The organism is Mesorhizobium montanum, from assembly GCF_033977145.1.
Taxonomy (GTDB): domain Bacteria; phylum Pseudomonadota; class Alphaproteobacteria; order Rhizobiales; family Rhizobiaceae; genus Mesorhizobium; species Mesorhizobium montanum.
Genome location: NZ_JAVIJF010000012.1, coordinates 149,956 through 175,892 on the forward strand (window position 1 = coordinate 149,956; position 25,937 = coordinate 175,892).

29 protein-coding genes are annotated in these 25,937 nt (G+C 65.1%); 10 read left to right on the forward strand and 19 right to left on the reverse strand.

Translation table 11 applies throughout. From position 1 onward, the window contains the following. The first annotated feature begins 61 nt into the window (after positions 1-61). On the forward strand, positions 62-931 hold the full coding sequence (gene yghU / locus RFM68_RS17935) for a glutathione-dependent disulfide-bond oxidoreductase (protein WP_320234320.1): 870 nt from the start codon (positions 62-64) through the stop codon (positions 929-931). A 120-nt stretch (positions 932-1,051) separates the two neighbouring features. Here yghU and RFM68_RS17940 read toward each other — a convergent pair whose 3' ends face one another. Together RFM68_RS17940 and RFM68_RS17945 are read right to left on the reverse strand one after the other, a co-directional pair. After that, positions 1,052-1,597, reverse strand: coding sequence for a YbhB/YbcL family Raf kinase inhibitor-like protein (locus tag RFM68_RS17940; RefSeq protein ID WP_320234321.1), 546 nt, complete (start codon positions 1,595-1,597; stop codon positions 1,052-1,054). Between the two features lie 333 nt (positions 1,598-1,930). Further along, a complete protein-coding gene (locus RFM68_RS17945) occupies positions 1,931-3,100 on the reverse strand; it encodes an aminotransferase-like domain-containing protein (RefSeq protein WP_320234387.1) in 1,170 nt (389 codons plus the stop codon). A gap of 306 nt (positions 3,101-3,406) precedes the next feature. On the opposite strand from RFM68_RS17945, the gene RFM68_RS17950 reads away from it, so the two are divergent. The 4 genes from RFM68_RS17950 to RFM68_RS17965 all read left to right on the forward strand — a co-directional run bounded on the left by RFM68_RS17950 (position 3,407) and on the right by RFM68_RS17965 (position 5,545). After that, the gene (locus RFM68_RS17950; protein WP_320234322.1) at positions 3,407-3,682 is read left to right on the forward strand and encodes a hypothetical protein; all 276 of its coding nucleotides are present in this window, start codon (positions 3,407-3,409) and stop codon (positions 3,680-3,682) included. Positions 3,683-3,849: 167 nt separating this feature from the next. Continuing rightward, positions 3,850-4,590: a sulfotransferase family protein gene (locus RFM68_RS17955; protein WP_320234323.1), complete on the forward strand. Its 741-nt coding sequence runs from the start codon at positions 3,850-3,852 to the stop codon at positions 4,588-4,590. A gap of 320 nt (positions 4,591-4,910) precedes the next feature. Then, positions 4,911-5,225: a GYD domain-containing protein gene (locus tag RFM68_RS17960; RefSeq protein ID WP_320234324.1), complete on the forward strand. Its 315-nt coding sequence runs from the start codon at positions 4,911-4,913 to the stop codon at positions 5,223-5,225. Positions 5,226-5,248: 23 nt separating this feature from the next. Beyond that, entirely contained in the window at positions 5,249-5,545 is a 297-nt protein-coding gene (locus RFM68_RS17965) for an NIPSNAP family protein (protein WP_320234325.1), read from the forward strand. Between the two features lie 112 nt (positions 5,546-5,657). On the opposite strand, the gene RFM68_RS17970 is transcribed toward RFM68_RS17965, so the two are convergent. From RFM68_RS17970 to RFM68_RS18000, 7 genes are all read right to left on the reverse strand, one after another. Further along, on the reverse strand, positions 5,658-5,813 hold the full coding sequence (locus RFM68_RS17970; RefSeq protein ID WP_320234326.1) for a DUF1127 domain-containing protein: 156 nt from the start codon (positions 5,811-5,813) through the stop codon (positions 5,658-5,660). A gap of 204 nt (positions 5,814-6,017) precedes the next feature. Then, positions 6,018-6,443 (reverse strand): hypothetical protein, encoded by a 426-nt coding sequence (locus RFM68_RS17975; RefSeq protein ID WP_320234327.1) that lies wholly within the window; start codon positions 6,441-6,443, stop codon positions 6,018-6,020. Positions 6,444-6,489: 46 nt separating this feature from the next. Next, a complete protein-coding gene (locus tag RFM68_RS17980) occupies positions 6,490-7,803 on the reverse strand; it encodes a mechanosensitive ion channel family protein (RefSeq protein WP_320234328.1) in 1,314 nt (437 codons plus the stop codon). 88 nt (positions 7,804-7,891) lie between these two features. Then, positions 7,892-8,074: a DUF2934 domain-containing protein gene (locus tag RFM68_RS17985; RefSeq protein ID WP_320234329.1), complete on the reverse strand. Its 183-nt coding sequence runs from the start codon at positions 8,072-8,074 to the stop codon at positions 7,892-7,894. A 102-nt stretch (positions 8,075-8,176) separates the two neighbouring features. Then, positions 8,177-9,379, reverse strand: a complete 1,203-nt coding sequence (locus RFM68_RS17990; protein ID WP_320234388.1) for an amidohydrolase family protein — start codon at positions 9,377-9,379, stop codon at positions 8,177-8,179. A 312-nt stretch (positions 9,380-9,691) separates the two neighbouring features. Continuing rightward, on the reverse strand, positions 9,692-10,147 hold the full coding sequence (locus RFM68_RS17995) for a GFA family protein (protein ID WP_320234330.1): 456 nt from the start codon (positions 10,145-10,147) through the stop codon (positions 9,692-9,694). Positions 10,148-10,318: 171 nt separating this feature from the next. Further along, on the reverse strand, positions 10,319-10,870 hold the full coding sequence (locus RFM68_RS18000; protein WP_320234331.1) for an isochorismatase family protein: 552 nt from the start codon (positions 10,868-10,870) through the stop codon (positions 10,319-10,321). 135 nt (positions 10,871-11,005) lie between these two features. Here RFM68_RS18000 and RFM68_RS18005 point away from each other — a divergent pair, with 135 nt between their 5' ends. Together RFM68_RS18005 and RFM68_RS18010 are read left to right on the forward strand one after the other, a co-directional pair. Beyond that, positions 11,006-11,419, forward strand: a complete 414-nt coding sequence (locus RFM68_RS18005) for a hypothetical protein (protein WP_320234332.1) — start codon at positions 11,006-11,008, stop codon at positions 11,417-11,419. Between the two features lie 38 nt (positions 11,420-11,457). Then, on the forward strand, positions 11,458-11,769 hold the full coding sequence (locus tag RFM68_RS18010) for a hypothetical protein (protein ID WP_320234333.1): 312 nt from the start codon (positions 11,458-11,460) through the stop codon (positions 11,767-11,769). Positions 11,770-11,912: 143 nt separating this feature from the next. Here the strand turns inward: RFM68_RS18010 and RFM68_RS18015 are convergent, their stop codons facing one another. Then, positions 11,913-12,821: a LysR family transcriptional regulator gene (locus RFM68_RS18015; protein ID WP_320234334.1), complete on the reverse strand. Its 909-nt coding sequence runs from the start codon at positions 12,819-12,821 to the stop codon at positions 11,913-11,915. Positions 12,822-12,919: 98 nt separating this feature from the next. Between RFM68_RS18015 and RFM68_RS18020 the strand changes: the two genes are divergently transcribed. Then, the gene (locus tag RFM68_RS18020; RefSeq protein ID WP_320234335.1) at positions 12,920-14,158 is read left to right on the forward strand and encodes an MFS transporter; all 1,239 of its coding nucleotides are present in this window, start codon (positions 12,920-12,922) and stop codon (positions 14,156-14,158) included. A gap of 31 nt (positions 14,159-14,189) precedes the next feature. On the opposite strand, the gene RFM68_RS18025 is transcribed toward RFM68_RS18020, so the two are convergent. Beyond that, positions 14,190-16,187: an amidase gene (locus RFM68_RS18025; RefSeq protein ID WP_320234336.1), complete on the reverse strand. Its 1,998-nt coding sequence runs from the start codon at positions 16,185-16,187 to the stop codon at positions 14,190-14,192. On the opposite strand from RFM68_RS18025, the gene RFM68_RS18030 reads away from it, so the two are divergent. After that, complete coding sequence (locus RFM68_RS18030) at positions 16,186-16,383, forward strand: hypothetical protein (RefSeq protein ID WP_320234337.1); 198 nt, start codon at positions 16,186-16,188, stop codon at positions 16,381-16,383. The two genes, RFM68_RS18025 and RFM68_RS18030, sit on opposite strands and share 2 nt — an antisense overlap. A 128-nt stretch (positions 16,384-16,511) precedes the next feature. Here the strand turns inward: RFM68_RS18030 and RFM68_RS18035 are convergent, their stop codons facing one another. From RFM68_RS18035 to RFM68_RS18050, 4 genes are read right to left on the reverse strand one after another with little or no spacing between them, the layout of a single operon-like run. After that, on the reverse strand, positions 16,512-18,764 hold the full coding sequence (locus RFM68_RS18035; protein ID WP_320234338.1) for a xanthine dehydrogenase family protein molybdopterin-binding subunit: 2,253 nt from the start codon (positions 18,762-18,764) through the stop codon (positions 16,512-16,514). After that, on the reverse strand, positions 18,761-19,267 hold the full coding sequence (locus RFM68_RS18040; RefSeq protein ID WP_320234339.1) for a (2Fe-2S)-binding protein: 507 nt from the start codon (positions 19,265-19,267) through the stop codon (positions 18,761-18,763). The genes RFM68_RS18035 and RFM68_RS18040 overlap by 4 nt, the downstream gene beginning before the upstream one ends. Beyond that, entirely contained in the window at positions 19,267-20,640 is a 1,374-nt protein-coding gene (locus RFM68_RS18045) for a c-type cytochrome (protein WP_320234340.1), read from the reverse strand. Before RFM68_RS18045 ends, RFM68_RS18040 begins: the two co-directional genes overlap by 1 nt. A gap of 40 nt (positions 20,641-20,680) precedes the next feature. Then, the gene (locus RFM68_RS18050; RefSeq protein ID WP_320234341.1) at positions 20,681-21,169 is read right to left on the reverse strand and encodes a WD40 repeat domain-containing protein; all 489 of its coding nucleotides are present in this window, start codon (positions 21,167-21,169) and stop codon (positions 20,681-20,683) included. 302 nt (positions 21,170-21,471) lie between these two features. Between RFM68_RS18050 and RFM68_RS18055 the strand changes: the two genes are divergently transcribed. Beyond that, a complete protein-coding gene (locus tag RFM68_RS18055; protein ID WP_320234342.1) occupies positions 21,472-21,570 on the forward strand; it encodes a putative RiPP precursor in 99 nt (32 codons plus the stop codon). A 155-nt stretch (positions 21,571-21,725) separates the two neighbouring features. Here the strand turns inward: RFM68_RS18055 and RFM68_RS18060 are convergent, their stop codons facing one another. From RFM68_RS18060 to RFM68_RS18075, 4 genes are all read right to left on the reverse strand, one after another. Next, the gene (locus RFM68_RS18060) at positions 21,726-22,922 is read right to left on the reverse strand and encodes a hypothetical protein (RefSeq protein WP_320234343.1); all 1,197 of its coding nucleotides are present in this window, start codon (positions 22,920-22,922) and stop codon (positions 21,726-21,728) included. Positions 22,923-23,097: 175 nt separating this feature from the next. Next, positions 23,098-23,871: an exodeoxyribonuclease III gene (locus RFM68_RS18065; protein ID WP_320234344.1), complete on the reverse strand. Its 774-nt coding sequence runs from the start codon at positions 23,869-23,871 to the stop codon at positions 23,098-23,100. A gap of 172 nt (positions 23,872-24,043) precedes the next feature. Next, positions 24,044-24,697 (reverse strand): alpha/beta hydrolase family protein, encoded by a 654-nt coding sequence (locus tag RFM68_RS18070; RefSeq protein ID WP_320234345.1) that lies wholly within the window; start codon positions 24,695-24,697, stop codon positions 24,044-24,046. A 111-nt stretch (positions 24,698-24,808) separates the two neighbouring features. Then, positions 24,809-25,915: a tetratricopeptide repeat protein gene (locus tag RFM68_RS18075; protein WP_430694881.1), complete on the reverse strand. Its 1,107-nt coding sequence runs from the start codon at positions 25,913-25,915 to the stop codon at positions 24,809-24,811. Positions 25,916-25,937 lie beyond the last annotated feature (22 nt).

Here is a 25,937-nt window from a genome sequence, read left to right on the forward strand (position 1 = left end):
CCTAAGTCTATCGCCATCAGCGGACGTCGCCGCCCTCCCCGAACCCGCAAGGCCTTTGCACATGAACCAGTATACCCCACCGAAAGTCTGGACCTGGAACAAGCCGAATGGCGGTGAGTTCGCTTCGATCAACCGGCCGATCGCCGGACCGACGCATGACAAGGAACTGCCGGTCGGCAAGCACCCGCTGCAGCTTTATTCGCTGGCCACGCCCAACGGCCAGAAAGTGACGATCATGCTGGAGGAGCTTCTGGCGCTCGGCCACAAGGGCGCCGAATACGATGCCTGGCTGATCAAGATCGGCGACGGCGACCAATTCGGCTCGGGCTTCGTCAAGGTCAACCCGAACTCGAAGATCCCGGCGCTGATGGACCGCGGCGAGCCGCAGCCGGTGCGGGTGTTCGAGTCCGGCTCGATCCTGACTTACCTCGCCGAGAAATTCGGCGCCTTCCTGCCGACCGAGCGCGCGGCGCGCGCCGAAACCTTCTCATGGCTGTTCTGGCAGATGGGTTCGGCGCCCTATCTCGGCGGCGGCTTCGGCCATTTCTATGCCTATGCGCCCGAAAAGATCGAATACGCCATCGACCGCTTCGCCATGGAAACCAAGCGGCAGATGGACGTGCTCGACCGCAGGCTGGCGGAGAGCGAATATCTCGCCGGACCGGATTATACGATCGCGGACATGGCGGTGTGGCCCTGGTATGGCGGGCTCGCCAAGGGCCGCAGCTACAACGACGCCGCCCAGTTCCTCTCGGTGCAGGAATACAAGAACGTGCAGCGCTGGGCCGACGCGATCGACGCGCGGCCGGCGGTGAGGCGCGGGCGCATGGTCAACCGCATGTCCGGCGATCCGGCTTTCCAGTTGCGCGAGCGCCACGACGCCAGCGACTTCGAGACGAAGACGCAGGACAAGCTCGAAGCGGCGGAGTGAAGCTCCCTACCCTCCCCTGTGGGGAGGGGTCGCTGCGCAACAGCGGGTTGGGAGGCGGCGGCCGACCCCTAACCCGGACCTTCGGTCCGGCCTCCCCACAAGGGGAGGCAGGGCGCCCCGCTACCTCCCGTAAGTATACGTCACCGTCGCTTGGCCGAGCGCCGAACTCTTGGCGGCGACCGAGACCATCTCCGGCAGCGGATCGGCCGGTATGCGCAGCGTCTTCTCGCTGAGCGCATAGAGGGTGAAGACATAGTGATGCTCGCCGCTGCCGGGCGGCGGGCACGGGCCGAAATAGCCGGCGCGATCGCTGCCGCCCTTGCCCAGCACCGAGCCCTTGGGCATGCGCTTGCCGCCCTGCGCGCCGGCGCCTTCACTCAGGCCCTTGGCGCTCGCGGGGATGTTCCAGGCCAGCCAGTGCCAGAAACCCTTGCCGCCATTGGCATCGGTGTCGAACATGGTCAGGGCGTAGCTTTTGGTGCCGGCCGGCGGGTCCTTCCAGGCAAGCGCGATCGAGACGCTGCGTCCGCCGCAGCCGGCCTTGTCGCCGAGATATTTCGCATCCCATTTGCCGTCGGAGACCGACGGGCTGGAGATCTCGAAGGCCTGCGCCTGGGCGGCGAAGGCGACGAATGCAAGCGTGGCGAAGCCGAGACGCAAAGTCATCCTATCCTCCCTGAACAACATAACGTAGCGCAAAAACGGCCCGAAAAAGGGCAAGCCGGCGCCGTGGCCTGCCGAGACAACGAAAAAGCCCCGCCGGTGAAGGCCGTCGGGGCTCTTTCGTTCGGACCGTGAAGGTGGGACCCCACGGTCGGGTCGATCCAGGGGGTGTTGGATCGGCCGCGACCCTAGCCGAGGAACTGGCCGCGCAGACAATCACGCCTGCGCACTAACAATCACGCCTGCGCGAGGGAGAGGTGATAGTCGGCGAAAGAGGTGGATCGGAGATTGGCGCGACGTCCAATCACCCCCTTCGGCAGCTTAGGCGTCGGCGCCTTACCGCCGCAGCAGCTTCGCCAGCCTCGGCACGCCCTCACCCACCGCGCGATCATCGGCAAGCGTGAACGACATGCGAAGCGTGCTGCGACCGGTGCCGTCGGCGTAAAACGCGTTGCCCGGGACGAAGGCGACGCGCGCCTCCTTGACCGAACGCGCCAAAAGCTCGGTGGCGTCAACGCCTTCCGGCAGCGTCAGCCAGACGAACATGCCGCCGTCCGGGCGGCTCCAGGAAATGCCATCCGGCATGTTGGCTTTCAGCGCGGAGAGCAGCGCATCGCGCCGCTTGCGGTAGGCGCCGATCAGCTTTTCCACCTGGGCGTCGAAGATGGTCTCGGCGACGCGGTGCATGACCATCTGGTTGATCGAGGGGCTGTGCAGGTCGGAGGCCTGCTTCATCAGCACAAGTTTCTCCACGACATGGCGCGGCGCGCAGACCCAGCCGACACGCATGCCGGGCGACAGGATTTTTGAGAAGGACCCGCAATAGAGCGTGCGCGCCTTGTCGATGCCGCCGGAGCGGGCGCAGTCGAGCGCCAGGATCGGCGGCTCGCCTTCCCCGTCATAACGCAGCGCGCGATAGGCGGCGTCCTCGATGACCGCGATGTCGAGCTCGCCGGCAAGATCGAGCACCGCCTCGCGCTGCCCAGCGTCCAGCGTGTTGCCGGTCGGGTTGGCGAAATCCGGCACCAGATAGGCGAATTTTACCCGGCCGCCATTGGCCGCGGCAGCGGCGCGATAGGCCTCCGGCGTCATGTTGCCGCCAGCGGTGTTCAGCCGGTCATAGCGCGGCTCGTAGGCGTTGAAAGCCTGAAGCGCGCCGAGATAGGTCGGCCATGTCACCAGCGCCGTGTCACCGGGCGACAGGAACAGTTTGCCGAGATAGTCGAGCGCCTGCTGCGAGCCGGAGGTGATGAAGATGTTGCCCTCGTCGCACGCAACACCGAGCTTGCCCATCTGGCCGGCCAGCCATTTGCGCAGCGGCAGGAAACCTTCGCTGACCTGGTACTGCAGCGCAGCGCCCGCCTCGGCGCCGCCGAGCACGGCCTGGTAGGCATCGCCGATCGCCTGCGCCGGGAACAGCGACGGGTCGGGAATGCCCCCGGCGAAAGAGATGATGTCGGGCTGGTCGAGCAGCTTCAGCAGCTCACGGATTTCCGAAGCCTTCATGCGCGAGGAGCGCGAGGCAAGAAGGTTCAACAGGGTCAAGGCGCACCTCCCGCGGGGCGTATTTTATTTAGGTCAACTTAGCTGACCTATTATCAGGCTTTCCCGGCAAGTTGAATAGCCAAGGCGCGAAGCGCGCGCAGGCCAATTTTTTCGGCCTACCTGTTTGCTGACGGAACCTGCTGCCGCCCATCGCGTTCACTGAAACGTGACTGACCCCGAATATCAGCAGCATCTAATTCTACTACCGTTGGTAGTACTGATGAAGGCGGCTCCGCCACGGGGCTACAATGATGGGAGAAACAGGCCATGAAAATCAAGACTGCATTTCTGAGCCTATTGGCCGCGTCGGTCATTGCCGGCACGGCGTTCGCCGGTATCCTCGACGAACCGAAGATGATGGCTCCCTTCTTCACCGACAAGACGATGAAGACGATGAAGTCGGATGCCCAGATGAAGAAGGTCTGGGCCAAGATGTCGAAGAAGAACCAGACGGCGATGATGAAGGAATGCCAGGACGCGGCGATGAGCAAGCCGCATGCCGAGTTCTGCGCGAAGCTCAACGCGCTGGCCGGCCACGCCTGATCGGCGCAGGTGGCGGCCCTGGAGAGGACCGCCACCCGATCACCCGGGCAGTTCAAGAATATTTTAGCGATTGCGGAGGGAACCCGTTGCGCGAACGCGCAGGCGGATGCAACCTCATTCCAGAAGACCGCCAGAAAAAGAATACCGGTCCAAAAATGGGATGGGCCATGACTCTCGAACTTATCGGGGCCGGGTTCGGCCGCACCGGCACGTGGTCGACTTTCGCCGCGCTGAACCGGCTCGGCTTTCCGAGCTACCACATGCAGGAAGTCATCATCAACAAGGCCAACAAGGGCCATCTCGATTTCTGGCGCAAGGTGGCGAACAGCCCGCCCGGCACACAGCAGGACTGGAACCGGGTTTTTGCCAATTACCGGGCGACCGTCGACAATCCAGGGTGCTGCGTGTGGCGCGAGCTGATGGCCGCCTACCCGGAGGCCAAGGTGCTTCTGACGCTGCATCCGCGCGGCGCCGAAGCCTGGTACGACAGCACCATCGACACGATCTACTTCACCGAGAATGTCTGGCAGTTCAAGGTGCTGGAATGGCTCACGCCGTTCGGCCGCAAGTTCGGCGACATGTCGCGCAAGCTGGTCTGGGGCCGCACGCTGAAGGGCGTGATGAACGACCGCGACAAGGCGGTGGCGCGCTACAATTCCTATATCGACGAGGTGAAGGCGGCGGTGCCGCCTGAGAAGCTGCTCGTGTTCAAGGTCAGCGACGGCTGGGCGCCGCTCTGCGATTTCCTCGGCGTCGCGCTGCCCAACGAGCCCTTCCCCAACCTCAACGACCGCGCCAGCATCAAGAAGATCATCAACGGGATGATCACGGGATCCTATCTGATGCTTGCCGGCGTGGCGGCCCTGATCGCGCTGGCGGTCGGCGGGCTGTGGTGGTGGCTGGGGTAACAGGGCGCTGGCAACGGCTTCAATTGTCGGATTCCTGCCGCGAACAACTTGGGCTTGTCAGGTGACCGGCCGGCACATCGTTGAATGCTGCTTTCAAGTGCCTCCCCTCGAGCCGCCGTCGGCCAAAAAAGTCGGCCCGGGGACAATGCCCGGATTGTCGTTATATTAGAATAGGCGCATATTATTGCGAGCCGAAGCCAGGCTCCGGCTGAACCGTTGTTGGCCACGTTGTCCAGGCGGTCCACAGACCAGGTCAAAGAAGCGAGCGAATCCGCGCTGCTCAAAGCAGCCGACGGTCGTGATATCTGGAGGAGGATCCCATGAAAGTTACCATACTGGCGACTTACGAACCCCATGCCGCTAAAGGACTGATGCAAGGATCGAACCGGGAAGCTGCAATCAAGGCGCTCTTTGAAAGCGTGGGCGGCAAGATGAGCAGCCTGATGTTCACGCGCGGCATCTATGACGTCATCGTCAATGGCGAGGTGCCGGATCAGATTGCCGGGATGGGCATGACGCTGGCGGTGCGGGCAAGCGGTTCGGTAAGCGATCTCGTCGTCCTCGAAGAGCTCGACATGAAATCGGTGATCGCCGCCGCCAACAAGGCCGCCGGCGCCTACAAGCCGGCCGGCTGATCTCAAACCGATAGGAGGACGCCATGACCGCCTACAACGTAGTCCGCTTTCGCACCAAGCCAGGCAAGGAAAAGGCCTTCATCGATGCGCATGAGAAGGTCTCGCTGAACGCCAAGGGCTTTCGCAAGGGTGCCCTTATCAAGACCGGCGAGCGCACATTCTGCATGGTCGGCGAGTGGAACGACATGGACAGTCTCGTCGCGGCGCGCCCGATGATGATCGGCATTCTCGACACGTTCCGCGAGATGCTTGAAGATCTCGGCGGCGATCTGGGCGTGACGGATCCGGTGTCTGGGACAGTCGTTGCGGAAATAGGCTGAGGACGCTGCCAATTGGCGCCGGCCGGGCCGCCTTGCGCGCCCGGCCGACGTCGTTGGCATGAAAGCTCCGCGGCATGCCGCCCCGCCCCGGTGCGGCGCATTCGCGTCCGCCTCAGAACGGCAGGCGGATCTCGTCGAGCTCGGCCCGCTCGTGCCAGCCGATGTCCTTCTGGATCTCCGTCGGCAGCTCGTTGAGCTCGCGCGTCGTGCGGCGGCGCTTGCTGGCCTGCGCGAAGGCGGCGCGGATTCGGTTAAGACTTTTGAGCATGAAAACCCCCATAAATCTGCGGCGAAAAACCGGTGCCGCTTCTTCCCGGTGCCGCTTTTGCGATGCGTCTGTAACCGGTGGATTGCGCGCGAACGGTGAAATGCTTCACGAAGCCGGAGCGGCCTGAAACATACGCATGCAAACTAAATTATGGGATCGACCATGCGCCCGTGCGAAAGGCGCGAGCCTGCTTGGCCAGCAATGTCAGACGCTTGGGCTGATCGCCTGACGCGTTGATTCACGTCCGCCGAAAAGGGGGCCGCGCTTTATTCCGGCGCCTGGGAATCCGATCCGGCCTGCTGCGCGGTCTGCGCCGAGAGCCGGCCTTTGCGGACGAGCGTCGGCTTTGAGTATTCCTTCTTCATGGCAATGTCCCCAACCTGCACGGAACCGTGCGGCATGGGCACACTGGCTGTCAAGCAGAAGACCGGCATCAAAAGCCGCTACGCGCTTTTCCTGGAATTGCTTAGAACTTGTAGTTGATCTTGCCGACGACGACACCACCGCTTCCGGTACATGCTCGGCTCCGAGCGCCACAAAGTCGGCATTGCCGCCTCCAGCAATGCCGCAGCCTTCGAGCCCCAGTGCCCTGGCGCCGCGGTTAAGGCTTTTGAACATCGTGACCTTCACAAAGCTCCGGCAGAAACAGGCGCGTGGCCGCGATCCCGCCGCCGCTTCAACGTGCCGCCCAGTTGCCTTTCAGCCCGGTCGGCCCGGCCTCCCTCACGATGACCTCGCGGTGCGGATAGGGAATGCCTATGCCGTTCTTTTTGAACGTATCCCACAGCGCCAGCAGCACCTTGCCGCGCACATTGGTAAGGCCCTGCTGCGGATCGCGTATCCAGAAGCGCAGGACGAAGTTGAGCGAGGAGTCGCCGAACCCCGTCAGCCAGCAGACCGGCCGCCGGTCGGCTTCGACCCGGCCGACGCTGATCGCGGCCTCTATCGCCAGTTCGCTGACTTTATGCGGGTCGGCGTCGTAGGAGACGCCAAAGTCCACGTCGAGCCGCACGAGATTGTCGCTGAACGACCAGTTGATGACCCTTTGGGTGATGAAGTCCTCGTTCGGGATGAGATATTCACGGCCGTCGCGCGTGACCACCGAGACGAAGCGCCCCCGCAATTCACGTATCCAGCCGAATGTGCCTTCGAGCGAGATGGTGTCGCCCGGTTTGATCGACTTGTCGAGCAGGATGATGATGCCGGAGACGAAGTTCGAAACGACCTTTTGCAACCCGAAGGCGAGACCCACGCCGATCGCTCCGGAAAAAACCGTCAGCGCCGTCAGGTCGACGCCGACGGCGGAGAGGACGACAGCGCCGGCAACCAGCACGAGGCCGATCTTTGCCACCTTGCCGACGAGGACGCGGATCGAGGGTGTCAGATCCTCGGAGATGCGGACGCGCTCGTCAACATAGTTGCCGATGACCACCGCAAGCCAGACCGTGGCGACCAGCAGCACCGCCGCCTTGAGCAGCATCAGAGCCGAAAATCGGATCGCACCCAAGGGGATCGCCAGGCTGTCCAGAAAGGCCGCGGTTTCGTCACTGATGCCCAGGATGACAAGCGCCGCGTAGATCCAGATCAGCCAGCCGAGCAGACGAGCGGCGAGGCGATTGTGGAGGACGCGCGACAGCACCGACGCGACAAGCCAGGCAAGTGACAGAGAAAGCACGACATGGAGGAGGTAGAGGTGGCTTGGCCACACGAAAGCGCGCATGAGATTGAGCGCGGCAAGCAGGAACAGGGCGAAGAGTATCCAGTCGGTCCGCCGCAACAGGGCGATCACGACCCGCAACAGTCCGGGGTGCCCTTTGATCTGGCGAGCCCGGTCCTCAATGAGCGGCTCGACGCGCCGCCCAGCGAGCCTGGCCGCGACGAACAGCGTGAGGATAATAGCGAACTGATAGAGGAGCCACGGCGTGGCGGCATAGTCGATCCATCCGCTGGACCAGACCAGCGCTCGGCTCATGGCGTCGCGAACATCCATTGCCACACGCCCGTCATGAACGGGCTAAAGAACTTGAACCGCTTCTCCAGGCCCGTTTCAAGGCCACGCATTCATGGCGCTCCGGCGGCTATGCGCCGCCCGAGCCGGCGCGCCGGCTTTTGTCCGACGAATCCTTGCGTTGGTCCTCGGCGTCGATTTCGTCCATCGCCTGTTCCCAAAAACGCAGGTCGGCGCCCTCGGGCTTTCCTTCCTTTTCCCAAAGCTCATAGGCACGCTGGCGGACACGGTCTTCCCTGCTCTGGTCAGCCATGGAAACCTCCCGATCTCTGTTCCATCTGAAGGAACGTCGGCGCCATCGAAACGATCCATGCGAAGGCTCGGCGGTGGCCAATTTTCTCGGCGCGACCCCGCCTCACCCGATCATTGCGCCATCCCTGGCAATGGCGGTGCCCGCCCGATAAACCGTGCGGTCCTTCGGCACCGCCACCACCGCTTCCGGAACGTGCTCGGCTCTCAACACCACGAAATCCGCCCTGGCGCCGATGGCGATGCCATAGCCTTCGAGCCCCAGCGCCTTCGCGCCGGCATGGCTCACCACGTCGTAGGCGACTTCCAGCTCCCAATCCTCGTAGAAGCCGGAGCGATAGCCGATCATGTTGGCGCGGTCGAGCATGTCGCCATCGCCATAGGGCCACCAGGAATCGCGGATGTTGTCGGAGCCGGCGAAGACGGTGACGCCCGCCTCGCGCAGCGCCGCCACCGGCGGGAATGGATGATTGCCGGGCGCGTTGGTCATGATGGCGACGCCGGCGGCGGCGATCCGCTCGCCGGCCCTGGCCAGCGCATCTGGAGAAATGTCGCCCAGCGCATAGGCGTGGCTGACGACAACCTTTCCCTGCAAACCCAGCGCCGTTGTCCGGGCACATATCTCCTCGATCTCGAACAGGCCGAGCGTGCCGCCGTCATGCAGATGGATGTCGACGCCGACGCCGCGCTTCTCGGCAAGGCCGAAGACCACATCGAGGTGGCCCTTCACGTCGCGGTCGAAGCTCGCCGGATCGAGCCCGCCGATCAGGTCGCAGCCGAGCTTCAGCGCTTCGTCGAGCAGCTCCGCCGTGCCGGGCGACGACAGGATGCCGCTCTGCGGGAAGGCGACGAGCTGGATGTCGATGAGGTCGCGGTATTTTTCGCGCACCCCAAGGATCGTCTCGACATGCTGCAGCCCGACCGCGGCGTCGACCATGACATGACTGCGCATGGCGAGGCTGCCATGGCCGACGCAGAGCTCGAGCTGGTTCCTCGCGCGCTCCTCCATCGGCGCGGCCTGCTTGAGGTTGCGCATCTGGAAAACGACCCGCTCGCGCACGTCAAAACCGTTGGTGCAGGGAATGTGCGGACGCCAGGCATCGCCATAGAAGGAGGTGTCGAGATGGATATGACCCTCGACGAAAGCCGGCAGCACGAGCTGGCCGGCGAGGTCGATGGCACCAAGCCTGGCTGCATTGCCGGCCGGCGCAATGGCGCTGAAGCGTCCGCCGGTGACGGTGAGGTCGGCGACTGTGCCGTCGGCGAGCCTGGTGTTGAGAAAATGAGTCTGGTTCAAGATGCAATCCATTGAAAGTGAACGCATCAGTGGTCGCCAGTCGGGCGGACGAGGTCAATGCAGCGGGAGATAGAAAGTGTTTCGCCCTTGCCTCCCACGAGGTCCCACGAGGGCAGAAGGCAAGCCGTCATATACCGCTTTCGCGGAAGTTTCAGCGGGCGGCAAATGTGCAATGTTGAAATCTGCGGTATGAGGCCGCCGTGGTCGACGCGGACGCCCAAGCACATCCCCAACAATGCGCCCCCAACGGCCGCGTCGACCATTGACGGAAAAACCAACGGCGACCTTGCCCAGGTCGCCGTTTTTCATTGGCGCCGCTTTTGATCAGCTTTGCGCGCTGGCGTATTCCGCGACCAGCGGCTCATATTCCTCGAAGGAAGGCAGCGCTGCGTAGCTGTGCACGGCCGCTGTCGCCGCCCAGGGCAATTTCTCAGCCGTCCAGGTCTCGATGAAGGGCGTGAACCAGGCATGATCGTCGAGCATGGTCGGGCGCAGATTGACGAACCAGTCGAGCCCTTCGGGCCGCGTGAACATCCAGGTCATGCAGTAAGCGCAGAAATAATGTTTCGACGCGCCATGCAGGCCGCCGATCACCGGCTCGCCTTTCGTGATTTCGAAACCTTCCGAGGGGATCGCCGCGCTCAGCGAATAGGCGCTGGACGACATCGACTGGCAGCCGGTGCAGTGGCAGGCCATGGTGAGCAAGGGTTTCGCCGAAATCCTCAGGCGCACACGACCGCAGCGGCAGCCTCCTTCGGCGGGTAAAGTGAGGGTGGACAAGATGGGCTCCTTGGGTTGGGGTTCTTCCCTTGTGGGAGAAGGTGTCGCCGAAGGCGACGGATGGTTCCAGAGAACGCCAGCGTCTCACTCCTCTGGAGCACCCCTCAACCGTCTCGGCGCTGCGTGCCGATCCACCTTCTCTCACAAGGGGAGAAGGAGAAGGGAAGGCGCTCAGCCCTCCACCAGCTCCGCCGTCGTCGCCATCCGCGCGCCCTGCGTCTCGAATGCTTCGTTGTGGCGGGCGATAATGGCGGGCGCCTTTTCCTTGTCGCTGTCCAGCGTCGAATGCGCGTCGGAGACGACGGTGACGCCGAGCCCCTCGGCAAAGGCGCCCTTCACGGTGGCGGCGACACAGAAATCGGTCTGGGCGCCGATGAGCACGACGTCCCGCGCGCCCTGCCTCGTCACCCATTCGGCAAGCGCGGGATTGGAGAAGGCATTGCCGACGCGTTTGCCGAAGGTCGGCTCGTCGGCCGCCTGGCCGAGCAGCGGCCAAACCGGCCAGCCGGAAGCGCCCGGCGCCAGCGGGTCGCCGTCCGGCCCGTCATGGCGCACGAACGCCACCTTGCGGCCGGTGCGCCGGGCCCAGTCGATCAAGGCGCGCGTGCGCCCGGCTACTGCGTCGGCGTCATGGATCGGCGGTTCGAAACGGCCGTCGAACATGCCGGTCTGCAGATCGATGACGATGAGCGGCGCGGCGGGGGATGGAGTGATGTCCGGCATGGCGCCAAGATAACGTGGGTGGGGGATGGGTCAAGAACGAGCTACAACCCGCAAGCGACCGATGAATGAAGGCCAACAATCAAGGGTTGAAATACGAACGAGATGCAACTATGATTACCGGCAATGGGGGTGAAGATGATGGAACAATACACCGTGTTCCTGATCGGGGCAGGTACATTCGGCGATGACGAGCAGGCCGTCTTTATGCTGCACGATGCGGGGACAAAATGCCGACTCACCTGCAGTTATCGGGACAAGGTTATCGAGATCGAAGAGGATGACTACTTCGAAGCGCTATTTCAGATTCGCCTGCGACTTGAATTGGATGGACTCCTGCCTTTCTGCTACGGCGCCAGCGGGAGAGTCTACCCGGAAGGAACGGTGATCGAGATGAGCCGGGGGCTAATCGCCTGTAAAGTGAAGATGGGGCAGCCGCCGAAAGAGACCGATCTGGTCAACATCTTTGCCGACGGCCACGATGTGGCGCCTGCCTTTCCACGAATGCAACAGGAATGCTGGGACGCCTGGCTCGCCTCATTGCCTTCCTGACCGGAAGCATCGATACGCCAACTCACGGGAATTTGCACGTGGCTGCGATTGATCCCGACTGGCCTTTTGACGATCCGCCAAATGTCGCGGTCTTCACGATACACCAGATAATAAGGGGCAAGCACATTGTGGATTACGTGGCTCACGACGATGACGATGGCGCCTGGCAGTTTCTGAACCGGGCCGTGGATTTCAAGATGGCCGACGCCATGCTTGTCGGTCTGTCAGAGATGATAAAGTTCAACAATTCGCTTCGTGAACTGTGGGATCTTCCGTATGGCTGGTGCGCCTGGCGCGAGGCCAAGGGCCAGCCTTGGCAACGCGCGAGGAAAGAGCCAGAGGCGGAATGATGGCTTACCCTCGTGTCCAGCCGAGGGTGATGAACGCAAGGTCGGCGCTGCGCCCGCTCTCTTGCGATTTCTAACACTTAGCCTTCCGCTAAGGTGTTGAAATCGCTTTCTTCCCCACCAAGGGGGAGATAGCGCCACCGCCCTCACGACATCAGCGGCATCGGCCCCTTCAGCGCTTCGGCCAGCGCATCGCGGAAGACCGCGATCGGGCGCGCCAGCCTGCCGGCCGGCGGACGGTGAAGCAGCCAGCAGCGCACCTGCGGCTTGAAGCCGGGGCAGTCGACCACCTCGACCGCGTCGCGCCATTGGCTGCCCGACAGCGCGCCGGGCGTGACGACGCCGATGCCGTGGCCGCGCGCCACCAGCGACATCCTGAGATCGGCGCCCTGCGCCTCGACGCCGACATGGAAGGGCAGCCGCGCCACCTCGAAACGATGGCGGATGAAGGCGCGGAAGCCGCAGCCGGTTTCGTTGAGCACCCACGGGTAGCGCGCAAGATCGTTGAGCTTGGCCGGCTTCGGCACGCCGAGGCCCGGCGCGGCCACCAGGAGCACCGCTTGCACGCCGAGATCGTCGCCGGCGAGCTCCGGCGGCGGCGCGACACCCTCGGCGAGGCAGACGGCGACCGCATCGATCTCACTGCGCAGCACCTGTTCCACCAGGCGCGGCGAGAGGCTGGAGGTGATCTTCAGCGTCAGTTGCGGGAAGGCCGCGCGCAGGCTGTCGAGCGGCTCGGACAGCGCGCTGGTCGAGAGATAGGGCATGATGCCGAGGCGGAACTCGCCCCTCACCTCGCCGGCCGGAGAGACGCCCGCCTTCAGATCCTCCAGCGAGCGCAGCACGCGACGGCCATGCTCATAGGCCTCGCGGCCCGATGCGGTCGGTTTGAGCGGCTTCGACTGGCGGTCGAGCAACGGTGTCGCCAGCCGCTCCTCGAGGTTCTGGATGCGGCGCGTCACGCCGGGCTGAGTGAGGTTGAGCTTCGCCGAAGCGCCGACGATCGAGCCGGTTTCGACAACGGCGACGAAGGCTTCGAGATCGTGAATATTCATGCGCATCTCGCATAATCATTATCAGGTCATTTGAATTGTAGCATTATGCTGATCTGGAATAAAGTCTCCATGAGACATGCGGATCATAGGGACTCACCATGGACGGATCAGACCACAGTCAAGCCGCGACGACGGCGCTTGCCGCGCCACCTGCGAGAGCCGGCGCTCAAACCATCACCCGGGCGCAGACCCTGTTGTTCGCCGCCTCGGTCGGCATCATCGTCACCGACCTGTTCGCGCCGCAGACACTGGTCGGGCTGATCGGCCCGTCGCTGGGCGCGGCGGCATCCGAAAGCGGCCTCGTCTCGATGGCCACCCTGCTTGGCTATGCTGCGGGGCTGTTCTTCCTGGTGCCGCTCGCCGACCTCGTCGAGAACCGCGTGCTGGTGCTGCGCATGCTCGCCGCGGCGGTGCTGGCCGCGGCGATCGCTTCCGTCGCGCCGTCCGCCGCTTCGCTGCTCCTGGTGCTGTTCGTGCTGGGCGCGGCGTCCTCCTGCATCCAGGTGCTGGTGCCGGTCGCCGCCTCGATGGCGCCGCCCGGACAGGACGGGCGTGTCATCGGCGACGTCATGAGCGGGCTGATGATCGGCATCCTGTTGTCACGTCCGCTGGCCAGTCTCGTCGCTGACGCCTTCGGCTGGCGCGCCTTTTACGGCATCGTCGCCGCGACGCTGGCGCTGCTCGCCGTCCTGCTCGGCTTCACGCTGCCCAGGCGCCGGCCGCCGGCGCATGCGAGCTATACGGAGCTTATCGCCTCGCTGCTGGAGCTTCTGCGCCGGGAGCCGGTGCTGCGGCGGCGCGCCTTCACGGCCAGCCTGGCAATGGCCGGCTTCAGTGTGTTCTGGACGGCGGTGGCGCTCAGGCTTGCCGCGCCGCCTTTCAACTTAAGCCAGAAAGGCATCGCGCTGTTCGCGCTGGTCGGCGCCGGGGGTGCCGCGGTGACGCCGCTGTTCGGCCGCGCCGGCGACCGCGGCTGGACGCGGCCGGCGACGATTGCCTGCCATCTCGTGCTCGTCGCCGCGCTCGGGCTCGCCGCCTTTGCGGGGGCCGCCGAGGCCGGCGGCACATGGCTGCCGCTGGTGCTGTTGGGCGCAAGCGCGGTGCTGCTCGACATCGGCGTCGTCGGCGACCAGACGCTCGGCCGCCGCGCCGTCAACCTGTTGCAGCCGAAGGCGCGCGGGCGGATCAACGGACTGTTCGTCGGCATCTTCTTCATCGGCGGCGCGATCGGCTCGCTGCTGGCGGGGGTTGCCTGGGCCTGGGGCGGCTGGAACGCAGTGTGCGTTGCAGGCATGGTGTTCGGAGTGGTGGCGCTGGTGGCGGATTTAATGGGGTAGCAGCGGCGTTCTGCCGGAGATAGACGCCGCGTTACCCAATCCCACCCGTCACAACATACGCGCCGGCATTCCGCCCATCCGGCAACTTCACGATCGCGGTGACGATCGAGCCATAAGCGCCGCGCCAGACACTGTGGAAGCCTTGATGCGTCGAGGCAGGCACAACCACTCGGCCGGCGTAGCGATTGCCCTTTGCTTGCATGAGGACGGGCTCGCCGTTGACATGGACTTTGACGACAGCCGGTTCCTTCGCGTCAACGTCCAGCGCGATCGCGATCTCGTCGGTGTCGCCGATGTGCGTCGTCCGTGCGGTGAGCGCCAGCGTAAGCGGCGCATCGCCGGCCGCGACGCCCCTGCCCTCGAACACATCATCGGCCAGCGCAGGCGTGCGCGGCGGGAGGGTGCGGCGTTGCGTGGCGCGCTCATAGTCGCCGGCAATCGTCAGCAGCGCCGCGTCGTCATAAGCCTTGCCGGCGAAGGTCAGCCCAACCGGCATGCCGATATCGGCCATGGTCCCCATCGGCACCGTCACCGTCGGGATGCCGAGATGGCGCCAGACGAGATTGCCGTTGGCGACCCAGGTGCCGTTGCGCCAGGCAAGCACGGCGGAGGCCTCGTTGACGTCGGCATCGGCCGGGCCGACATCAGCGACCGCCGGCAGCACCACGGCATCGAGGCGGTTGGCATCGAGCCAGTCCTCGAAATCGACGCGACGCGTTGCCTCGAGGCCCTTCAATCCGCGCTCCATGGTCGGAATGTCCGCAAGCGGCGTCACGCCCTTCTTTGCCCGCTCCACATATTGCCCCAGATCGAAATCGGCATCGCTATAACGGTCGGGCAGCGCGCCGGGCGGCTGCGGGAAAATCTTTTTGCCGTCGACCGAAGCGAGATCGGGGATGGCAGGGTCGGCATTGGCGCGCAGGAAATCGTCCCACGACCATATGGAAAGATCCCAGATTTCGCGCTCGGCGAATTCCGGCGGCACCAGGCCACGATCGACCATCGAGCACGCGCCCGGACGGTCGCGCTCGTAATTGGAGACGACAGGGAAATCGACCTCGACCACCTCGGCGCCCAGCGCTTCCAGGTCGCGCGCCGCCTGCCGCCAGAGCTCCAGCACCGAAGCGCGCGTCTCGATCGGGCGGACTTCATCCTTGCCGATATACATTTTCGGCACGCCAAGCCGTGTGCCCCTCAGCGCGCCTTGCAGCGTAAGCGCGGTATAGCTCGCCGGCCGCAGCGCCGAGGCCTTCGGGATATCCACCCAGGGCTGCACGCGCCAGAAATCGCCGCGCGTCTCGTCATCGTCGGCGACGATCACGTCGAGCAGTTCCAGCATATCGGGCACGGTCCGCGTATGCGGCACGACCACATCCATGGTCGGCACCAATGGCCAGTTGCCGCGCGCCGAGATCAAGCCGCGCGAGGGCGTGTAGGCGACCAAAGCATTGTTGGAGGCCGGAGCGCGGCCGGACGACCAGGTTTCCTCGCCGAGCCCGAAGGCGGCGAAAGAAGCGGCGGTCGCGGTGCCCGAGCCGTTCGACGAGCCGGAACCGAAGGCGGCGGTGAGGTAGTCGGCGTTGTAAGGACTCTCGGCGCGGCCATAGACACCGCGCTGCATGCCGCCATTGGCCATCGGCGGCATGTTGGTGAGGCCGATCAGCACCGCGCCCGCGGCGCGCAGCCGGGCGATGGTGAAAGCGTCGTCGCTGGCGATAAGATGCTCGAAGGCCGGCGAGCCGGCGGCGACCGTCAGGCCTTTGGCCTTGTAGCTGTCCTTGGCGGTGTAGGGGATGCCGTCGAGCGGCCCGAGCGGCCTGCCTTCACGGCGGCGGCGGTCGGAGGCTACGGCCTCCTCGAACATGTTCGGATTGAGGATCGGCACGGCGTTGAGGGTTATGCCATGGCGATCGTAACGCGCGATGCGCCGCAGATACGCCGCAACCAGTTCGACGCTGGTGACGGTGCCGTCTTCAAGCGCGCGGCGCAGGTGGGCGATGGAGGCTTCGACGAGGTGGAGGGTGGGCATGATGGCGGGCTGGCACCTGATTGGTCTTTTTGATCTGTCGGCCTACGATGACCGCACGCGTGCTTCTTGTATAGGTGAGTTCACTTTCTCGAGCTGGCGAGCGTTGGCGGGACAGCACCTCCCTCTGCCCTTGCCGGGCATCTCCCCCATGGGGGAGATTGGCAGCTTCAGCGCCGGTGTTAATCCTGCGACCTAAGAGATTGGCGAAAGCGACGAAGCGATTGATCTCCCCCCCTTGAGGGGGAAATGGCCGGCAGGCCAGAGGGGGGCGCTGTCCCGCCGGCCATCGCACGCTTGGGGCGCTTCAACTCATCGAGCGCGCCCCTAAACCCCCAGCACAGCCTTCACCCTGTCCCGCGTGTAAGGGAGATCGTGGATGCGCTTGCCGGTCGCATTTCGAAACGCGTTGGCTATGGCGCCGGCGGTCGGGCCCTGGGCGGCTTCGGCGACGCCGAGATAGGGCGCGCCGGGGTTGTCGACGACATGCACCTCGATGCTGTCAGGCACGGCGCTGAAGCGCAGGATCGGATAGGTGGACCAGTCGGGGCTCAAGATGCGCGTCCTGTCGAAATGAACGGCCTCGTAGAGCGTCCAGCTCATCGACTGGAGGATGCCGCCCTCGGTCTGGTTGACGATCGAATCCAGCGCCACCGCCTCGCCGCAATCGACGGCGCAGACCACATGCGAGATTCGGATCGTGCCGTTGTCGCGGTCGACCTCCGCTTCCAGCGCGATAGCGAGCCAGGCGGCGTGGTTCTTGTATTTGGCGAAGGCAAAACCCCTGCCGCGGCCTTCCGGCAACGGATCCTTCGACCAGCCGAATTTTTCCGCCGCGACCTCGATCACCTTCCTGGCGCGCGGGTCCTTCAGGTGGCGCAGCCTGAATTCCACCGGATCGGCGTTCGCGGCCAGCGCCAGTTCGTCCATGAAGCTTTCGATGGAAAAGACGTTGCAATAAGCGCCGAGGCCGCGCAGCGAGGAAACGCGCACTGGCATGTCGGCGACGAAATGCCAGTTCACGCGCTGGTTGGGCACGTCATAGAATGGGATGGCGTTGCGGTCGCCATTGCCCAGGGGAGTGATCTCCATCCTGGCTGGATCGGGCGGGAAATGCCTTGCCATCAGCCGGCCCGCGATCAGCGACCCGGCGGAGCCCGGCCGCGTGCCATGGCTGTTGCTCCACAGGTCATAGTGCCAGTTCACGATCTTGCCGTTCTGGTCGAGCGTGGCGCTGGCCCTGGTGAGCATCGCCGGCCCGTATGGCTCCCACAGATGCTCCTGGTCGCGCATCCATTGCACGCGCACTGGCTTGCCCGGCAGTTTCTGCGCGATCAGCGCGGCGTCGGCCGCGGCGTCGTCGGCGCCGTTATGGCCATAGCAGCCCGAGCCTTCGGTATGGATGCAGCGCACCTTTTCCTCCGGCACGCCGAGCATCTGAGCGATCGCCTTGCGGTCGGGATAGACGCCTTGCGTGTGCGTCCACACCGTCGTCAGGCCGTTGTCGAGCATGGCCACCGCGCTCGACGGGCCGATCGAGCCATGCATCTGGTAGGCGCGCGTGAACTGCGCCTGCAGGGTCTTTGCGCCCGGCGCGCTTTCGGCGCCAACCGAAGTCACCGTACCGACCTCCGATACGGATTTTTCGAGGAAAGCTGGGATGTTGCTCTGGTCGGGAAGCGCAGGCTGCTCCTGCCACTTGGCGGCGGCGGCCATGGCACGCATGGCCTTCACGGCCTGGAACTCGTGCTCGGCGACCACCGCGAGGAAATCGCCGTCGCGCACCACCGCGATCACGCCCGGCATCGCCTTGACCGCGACGTCGGCGAAGTCGACGAGCTTGGCGCCATAGGTCGGCGGTCGCACCACGCGTGCATGCACCATGCCCGGCGGACGCATGTCCTGCACATAAGCGTCGCCGCCGGTGACCTTGGCCGGGATGTCGACCCGAGCGAAGGGCTTGCCGATCGCATGATAGGTCCCCGGCGCCTTGAGCTTGGTGTCGGCGGCCGCGTCGACATGCAGGAAATCGGCCGAGACCAGCTCGCCATAGCCGGCCCTGGCGCCGTTCGGGCCGGCGATGCTGCCGGCCTCGGCCTTGAGCGCCTCGACCGGCGCGCCGAGCTTTTCGCTGGCCTTGGCGATGAGGATCTGGCGCACCTGCGCCGAGGCGAAGCGGATCGCCGTGCCTGAGTTCTGGATCGTCTGACTGCCGGCCGTGTAGCCTTCGTTCGGCGTCAGCGCGGTGTCGGCGGTGATCAGGTTGATCGCGGCCGGCTCGACTTCCAGTTCCTCGGCCGCGATCTGGCGCAGAGATGTCTTGGTGCCCTGGCCAAGCTCGGCCTTGCCGGTGAAGACGGTGATCGAACCGTTGGCGTCGATCCTGATCCAGGCATCGAGCGACGGCGTGTCGGCCAGGCTGCCGGGCAGCTTGGGCTTGGCGGCTTGCGCGCGGGGTGCAGCCGGCACCTCGCCCTCCTGCGCTTCGGCTGGAATGGTGAAGGACACGACCAGCGCGCCGGCGCCTGCCAGGAAGCCGCGCCGCGTGACGTCCGGAAGATGGAGGTTCGGCGCGTTCATGATGCCCTCCGCGTGGCCGCGGCCGGCGCCATGCCGGCGGACTTCGACTTCATCAGGTCGCGCGCCCGGGCCACGGCGCGCAAGATGCGCATATGCGTGCCGCAGCGGCAGAGGTTCGGCTCCAGCGCCTGCCTGATATCGGCGTCGCCCGCCTCGGGCTTTGCCTCCAGCAGCGCCTGCGCCCGCATCATCATGCCGCCGATGCAATAGCCGCATTGCGCCGCCTGCTGCTCGATGAAGGCCTGCTGCATCGGGCCGGGTTCGTCGATGGTGCCCAAGCCCTCCACGGTCTTGACCTGGCGTCCCTCGACCAGCATGACCGGCGTCAGGCAGGAGAAGACGGCCTTGCCGTCGACCATCACCGTGCAGGCACCGCACTGGCCAAGGCCGCAGCCGAACTTGGCGCCGTTGAGCTTCAAATCGTTGCGCAGCACATAGAGCAGCGGGGTCGCGGGATCGATGTCGACGTCGTGCGAGGCGCCGTTGACGTTGAGCTTAACCATCAGTCCTTCGCTCCTACATTGTCGGGGCCGCGCTCGATGCCGTCGGAAGGCCGGACGCTGACCTGGTATTTGCCGCTTCTCGTGTCGGCGAGCTTGGCCTTCGCGTCCGCCCATGCCGGCTTGCCGGCGTATGCCTCGCGCAGATAGGCGAGCAGGTCGACCACCTGATTTTCGGTCAGCGTTTCGGCGAAGCCCGGCATGATCGGACTCTGGCGGCCGCTGGCCGCCGGCAGGCCGAACAGCACCACGTTGATCGCATTCTGCGGGCCGGGCGCGGCGATCGTGGCGGAGAGGTGGAAATCGATGCCGCCGAAAGGCTGCGGCCGGCTGCCGTCGTGGCAGGTGGCGCAAGCCGCCTGGTATATCACGACGCCGCGGCTGGTCGGGCTGCCGGTGGCGGCGCTGGCCGGTATCGGCGTGCCGCCCTGATCGATCGCGAGGTTCTTGCGGATCTCTTCGCTCCTCGCGACGCGCTCGGGCGCCGGCGCGCCCATTTGCGAGACCAGATAGGTGGCGATGGCGCTGATGTCGGCATCGGGCAGACGGCCGAGATTGCCGGTGACCTCGGCCATCGGACCGTTGGCAACGCCGTGCTCGGCCTGCCAGCCCTGGCGCAGATAGGCAAAGAGGCTGTCATGCGTCAACGGGATCGGCGCGGAGGACAGGCCGTTGAGCGCGAAGGCGCTCCAGCCTTCGGCTTCGCCGCCGGCGAGATGCGCCCGCTTCAGTTCGGCGCCAAGCGCGTTGCGCGGTGTGTGGCAGGCGCCGCAATGGCCGAGGCCCTCGACCAGGTAGGCGCCGCGGTTCCACTCGGCGCTCTGCGAGGCATCCTCGCGGTAGGCGCCCTTGTGGAAGAAGAGCAGCTTCCAGCCTGCCAGGACGAACCGGACATTGAGCGGGAACGGCAGCTCGTTGGCGGGGCGCCGGTTCTCCACAGGATGCCGCGTCATCAGATAGGCGTAGAGCGCCTTGTTGTCCTCGTCGGAAACCAGCGTGAAGTGGTCGAACGGGAATGCGGGATAAAGGTGATCGCCATCGCGCTCGACGCCCTCGCGCATGGCCCGGCCGAAGGCAGCCTCGGACCACCGGCCGATGCCGGTCTTGGGATCCGGCGTGATGTTGGTGGAATAGATGGTGCCGAAAGGTGTCGGCACCGCCAGCCCGCCAGCGAAGGACTTTTCGCCGGGCTTGGTATGACAGGCCGTGCAATTGCCGACCGAGGCGAGGATCGCTCCCTTCTCGATCAGCGCCTGGTCGAAGGACGCGCGTTGCGGCGGTTCGATCGGATCGATCGCCGGCTTCCACGCATAGGCCCCGAAACCAACCGCGCAGAGGACAATCAGGATGAGAACGCCGATCCAGAAGCGTTTCAAAGAGGGACTCCTTTGCGTAAGGCGTGTCGCCCCGTCCGGGTTATCCGGCCGTCAATGCCGTCATCGAGGATGAACTAGGTAGGAGCTCCGCGCCGTCAATTGGCGAGGCGCGGAAACTGCCAATCTCCCGTTGTGGGACCCCTGTGGGGAGATTGGTTGTCGCGCAGGCTTTCGCCAACCTCCAATGTCGTCCTATTCCGACGCGCCGGCGAACAACACCGTGCCATCCCCTGCCGCCGCCGGCCAGTCGCGGATGGTGCGGTCGATGCCGCCGGTCAAAAGCGCGCCGTCGGCGGCGAAGGCGACCGAGTATATCGGCCCTGTGCCCGGGGTCGAACTCGGCGATCTCGGCGCCCGTGTCCATGTTCCAGATCCGCGCCGTGCCATCGAGCGAGACGAAGCCCAGACGCTTGCCATCGGCCGACAAGGCCAGCGCATAGACCGAGCCGGAATGGCCGTCGAAGCGGCGCACTTCCTTGAAGCTGTCGAGGTCCCAGAGCTTGATCGTGCAGTCGCCGCTACCGGTCACCGCGTATGGCCATCGGTGACGAAGACCGCACGCCCCTCGCTGCCCCGCTCCGTTGCAACATGGCGGCAGCAGGCAGGCCCCGACATCTTAGCCGAGCTCGCGGCCAAGGCTAAGTGCAAGACGTCACACAGCTTCGCCCGGCGATGTCTTCGGCATCCAGCTTCAGCCGGCGGTGCCCACTATCGGGGGTGGTTGTATCAGTAGAACTCTATCCCCAGGAACAGAACAGGCCCGGTCCGGCCGGTTATTGACAGAAACCACTCATATGAGATTATGCGCCAAGGGTTTAGGAGGGTAATCGCATGAAGAAAACTTACGAGAAGCCGGTTTTCGTCCGCAAGGGCAAGCTTTCGGCGGTTGTGGCGGGTCCTTCGATCGTCAACGGCAACGGTGCTACCTGAGCGCTAAATCCGCTCGGCGGCCATAGCGCGCAGCAGTTGCTGGAGCGGGTCTTTCATAGGATCGCTGAACCGCCTCGGCCTTCGTTTCTGCAGCAATCGCGAGCGGCAATCGCATTTCGTGGAATTGCCGTACAGGCGGGTCGCCCAGGTAGCTTTCAAAGCGCCACCACCAGATCATCCAGCACGGCTTGCCAGTGGTGCCTGGTGGAGATGCGCACGCGCGTCACCGCTTTCAGCATCGGCGCATAGTGGACCGGCGCCAGCGCCGACAGCGCGATCTCGTCGCTGGCGATCAGGTCGTCACCCAGCCAGCTTTCGACCAGCGCCACCTCCCCTTCCGAATTGAGCCAGGCTGCTGTCAGCATCACCGAATGGAAGCCGAACGGCGCGGCCCGGCCGAACTCGGCCGGATGACCGCTGCTGGTATAGGCGATGTAGGTGCCCGACACATTGCCGTTGACATAGCCCTCGCTGTTTGCGGTGTGGTCGCGCGACATGGCGTTGAGATTGCGCCAGTCGAGCCCCGCATAGCCCGACGGCACCTTGCACAGGCCGCGCGGTGTTACGTCGTCGAAGCCGATGGCCTTGAGCGCCGCGTCGGGTGCGAGCGCGCCGGGCGCCAACAGGCCGAGATCGACCGGATAGGCCGAAAGGCTAAGCCTTCGGTCGAGCCCGGAGCCGGCGATGGCGATTTCATCGGCATCGACGCCCAGCGGCAAGCGGAAGGCCGCGTCCGCAGGCAGCGCGCGGCTTTCGAGCAACCGGCCCTTGCCCATGACCGACAGCGTGGCCCCCGTCCCGGCCGGTGTGCCGCCACTTACCGTCCGCACCGGCGCGAGGCCGACCGGTTTCGGCAGGCGCTCGCCTGCGAGGCCAACCATCGAACCCGGCGCTTCCAGCAGGCGCACCGACTGGTCCGCGTTGGCGCTGCTGGCACGCCAGCCGGGCGGCACCGAGACCGAGAAACGATAGACCCCTGGCCGCTGGATCGCCGCGCTGCGCCGCCTCGACGACATCGGGAAATTGGCGAAGCCGGCGGCGTTGCTGCGCACGGCGGCGAGAAAAGTGCCGCGCTCGTCATAGAGCCGCACCATAACGCCCGCCATCGGCCGGTCGGCCTCGCCGTAGGTGCCGTCGCCGTCGACATCCATGTAGACGAAGGACGAGAAGTTGAGCTTGCCGGATGTCGGCGCCCAATTGACGCGCTGCGCATAGTCGCCGGCCGGATCGGGGTTGCCACGCGCCTGGCGGCGCTTCCGGCGCCGACGCAAGGCGATCGCGATGAGGGCGAGGGCGCCGGCGCCGGCAAGGACGATGGCTGAGACGAGGACGACGAGTGCGGTATCAGCCATGGCAAGAAGGCGATGGCTGAAAGCACGTGTTCAAGACCACGAGCATGAAATTGTAATCCCCTCCAAGTTTTCAGCAGATTAGCGTTGGACATCGATGCCGCAAGTCATTGCGATCGAAGCCCCCGGATTGAGATGCTGGCGGGACAGCGCCAGCTTCGCCGCTCTTCGAAAGACCTCACCCCAATTCCACCCAGACCGGCGCATGGTCGCTGGGATTTTCCCCTCCCCGCATCTCGCGGTCGATGCCCGCCGCTTTCAGTTTTCGCGCCAGTTTCTTCGACAGCAATATGTGGTCGAGCCGCAATCCCGCGTCGCGCGGCCAGCGGTTCCGGCGGTAATCCCAGAAGGTGTAGAGCTTCTCCTGCTTCGGGAGGACTTTTCGCAGCGCGTCGGTCCAGCCCTGCTCGATCAGCGCGGCAAAGGCGGCGCGGCTCTCGGGTTGCACCAGCGCGTTGTCGTCATAGGAGCGGGTGGCATAGATGTCGCGCGGCTCGGGCACGATGTTGAAGTCGCCGGCCAGCACGACAGGCAGGCCGGTGTCGAGGAGTTCGCCGGCATGCGCGGCGAAGCGCTCGTGCCAGGCGAGCTTGTAGTCGAATTTCGGCCCCGGCCGCGGATTGCCGTTCGGCGCGTAGAGGCAGGCGACGACGACGCCGTCGACCGCTGCCTCGATGTAGCGCGCCTGGCGGTCGGCATCGTCGCCGGGCAGCGCATCCCTTGTCAGGACGGGTTCGGACCCCCGAGCGAGTATCGCCACGCCGTTCCAGGTCGGCTCGCCCTTCCACGCTGCGCCATAGCCGGCATTCGCGAGGCGGGTCAGCGGGAATTGAGTGTCGCGGGTCTTGAGTTCCTGCAGGCAGACGACATCGGGCTTTGCCTTGGCCAGCCAGGCGAGCAGGTTTTCCAGCCGGCTGTTGATGTTGTTGATGTTGAAGGTGGCGAGTTTCATTCTCGGATACCGAATGCCCCCCTCGCTTCGTCATCCTCGGGCTTGACCCGAGGATCCTGTGTGTGACGCTCGCGTGGAACGCGGCGGTGTGGAATTCTGCTCGGCAGCGGCTCTCGAAAGTCCCGGCATGGATCCTAGGGTCTGCGCGCGTCGCTTCGCTCCTTGCTTCGCCCTAGGATGACGACACGTGGGGTTGCGCCAGCTTAGCCTTTATCGTCTCGACAATCGTCTTCAAATGGTCCGCCGCCGAAAAACCGGAGATCGCCTTGCGCGGCTTCAAATCGTGGTCGCCGTCCTCCAGCCAGACCACCTCGATGGCGTCGGACAGGCCGTAGGTCGCGACTTCTTCCTTCGCGCCGAACTCGTCTCGGGTGCCCTGGAAAATCAGCGTCGGCGTCGTCAGGTCGATGAGATGCTTCGTCCGCAATTGCTCGGGCTTGCCCGGCGGGTGGAACGGATAGCCCAGGCAAACCAGCCCTACGATCTCGCCCTTGGCGAACATTTCGTCGGCGACCATGGAGGCAACGCGGCCGCCCATCGACTTGCCGCCGATAATCAGTTTGCCGGTCACGCCCTTGGCGCGCAGATCGGCGATCGCCTTCACATATTCCGGGTTCACCGTCTCGGCGCGCGGCGGCGGCTTGCGGTGGCCGTAGCGGCGGGCGGCCATGTAGTAGAACTCGAAGCGCGCGACGCGAAAGCCGGCCGTGCTGAGAGCCTTCGCGGTGGCAGCCATCGAGGCGGAATCCATCGGCGCGCCGGCGCCATGGGCGAGAAGGATGGTGACGGGGGCGGTGTCGGGGCCGTCGAAGAGGAAATAGGTCACGGGGCGGACTTTCTGGGAAGGCCGAGTTTCTTCGCGCCCCTCTCTGGCCTGCCCGTCCTCCGCAGCAGCTGCGCTGCAGCTACGGAGGGTTGACCGGCCAGAGGGGGGTGTTCAAGCGCGAACATCTCGCTCACCAGCCATGTGCAAATCCACGAACTGTATCCCCCGCGCCGCAGTCCGCGCCCATTCGGACTCGGCGTCCAGTTCCAGATACCGTACCCATAGCCGGCGCGCCTCCATGAGATTGCCCGCATCGAACTCCAGCCGCGCGAGGTTGAACACCGGGTCGGCATAGGTCTTGTCGAGCGCGACCGCCTTTTGCAGATGCCGCCTTGCCGAAGCAACCTTGCCCTCGTGGTTCATCAACCCGGCGAGGTTGAACCAGGCCTCGACGAAGCCCGGATCGAGTTTTATCGCACGCGCGTAGTCATGCGCTGCCTCCGCCACGCGGCCGGCGCCGCGCAGGCAATTGGCGCGGTTGAAGGCGGCGATGGCATCCTTCGGGTCGATCGCCAGGCAGCGCTCGTAGAGCGCCGCCGCATCGTCGTGTCGCCCCTCCTCTTCCGCGGCTTCCGCCTCGGCGAACAGTTCCTCCAGCGTGTCGTCTTCGGGGGAGCCGAGGTCGAACAACAGCTGGCCGTCGAGCTCGCTTCTGCCTTCGTCGAGATAGATCGCGTCGGGGCGGCCGTGCTGGGAGCCGAGATTGAGCGACTTGGCGGTGAGCGAGGCGACCGGCCCGGAACGGTGTACGGAGCGTGCGATGGCGCCCCAGGTGGCGCCGCTGGCGATCAGCCCGGCATATTTGCGCGCCAGGATCAGGTCGCGGAAGGAATAAGGTTCGCCGTCATGCTCGAAGGCGTCGAACAGCGACAGCATTTCGAGATCGGCACCAGCAAGCCGCGATTGATCGATGAGCGATTGCCTCGACAGCGACGATGCGTCCGGCGCCTTCATCAGGCCGAGCAGGCGCAGGAAGCCGTTTTCGCTGACCAGCGCGCGGCCGGCTTCGCGCTCGGCCTTCGCGCGGCGCTCGATCTCGGCATCGCCGGATTTCGCCGCCTTGGCGAGAAGCGCGCGACCGAACACGACATGGGTCGTGCGGCGGGTGACGCCGCGCCTCAGTTCCGCATGGCGGCGCTCGACCTCGCGCGCGGCGAGCCGCAGCGGAAAGGCGGCCAGCGCGCCGACGACGCCGAAGACGGCGCCGGGAACGATCACTGGCCCCGTACTTACCGTCACT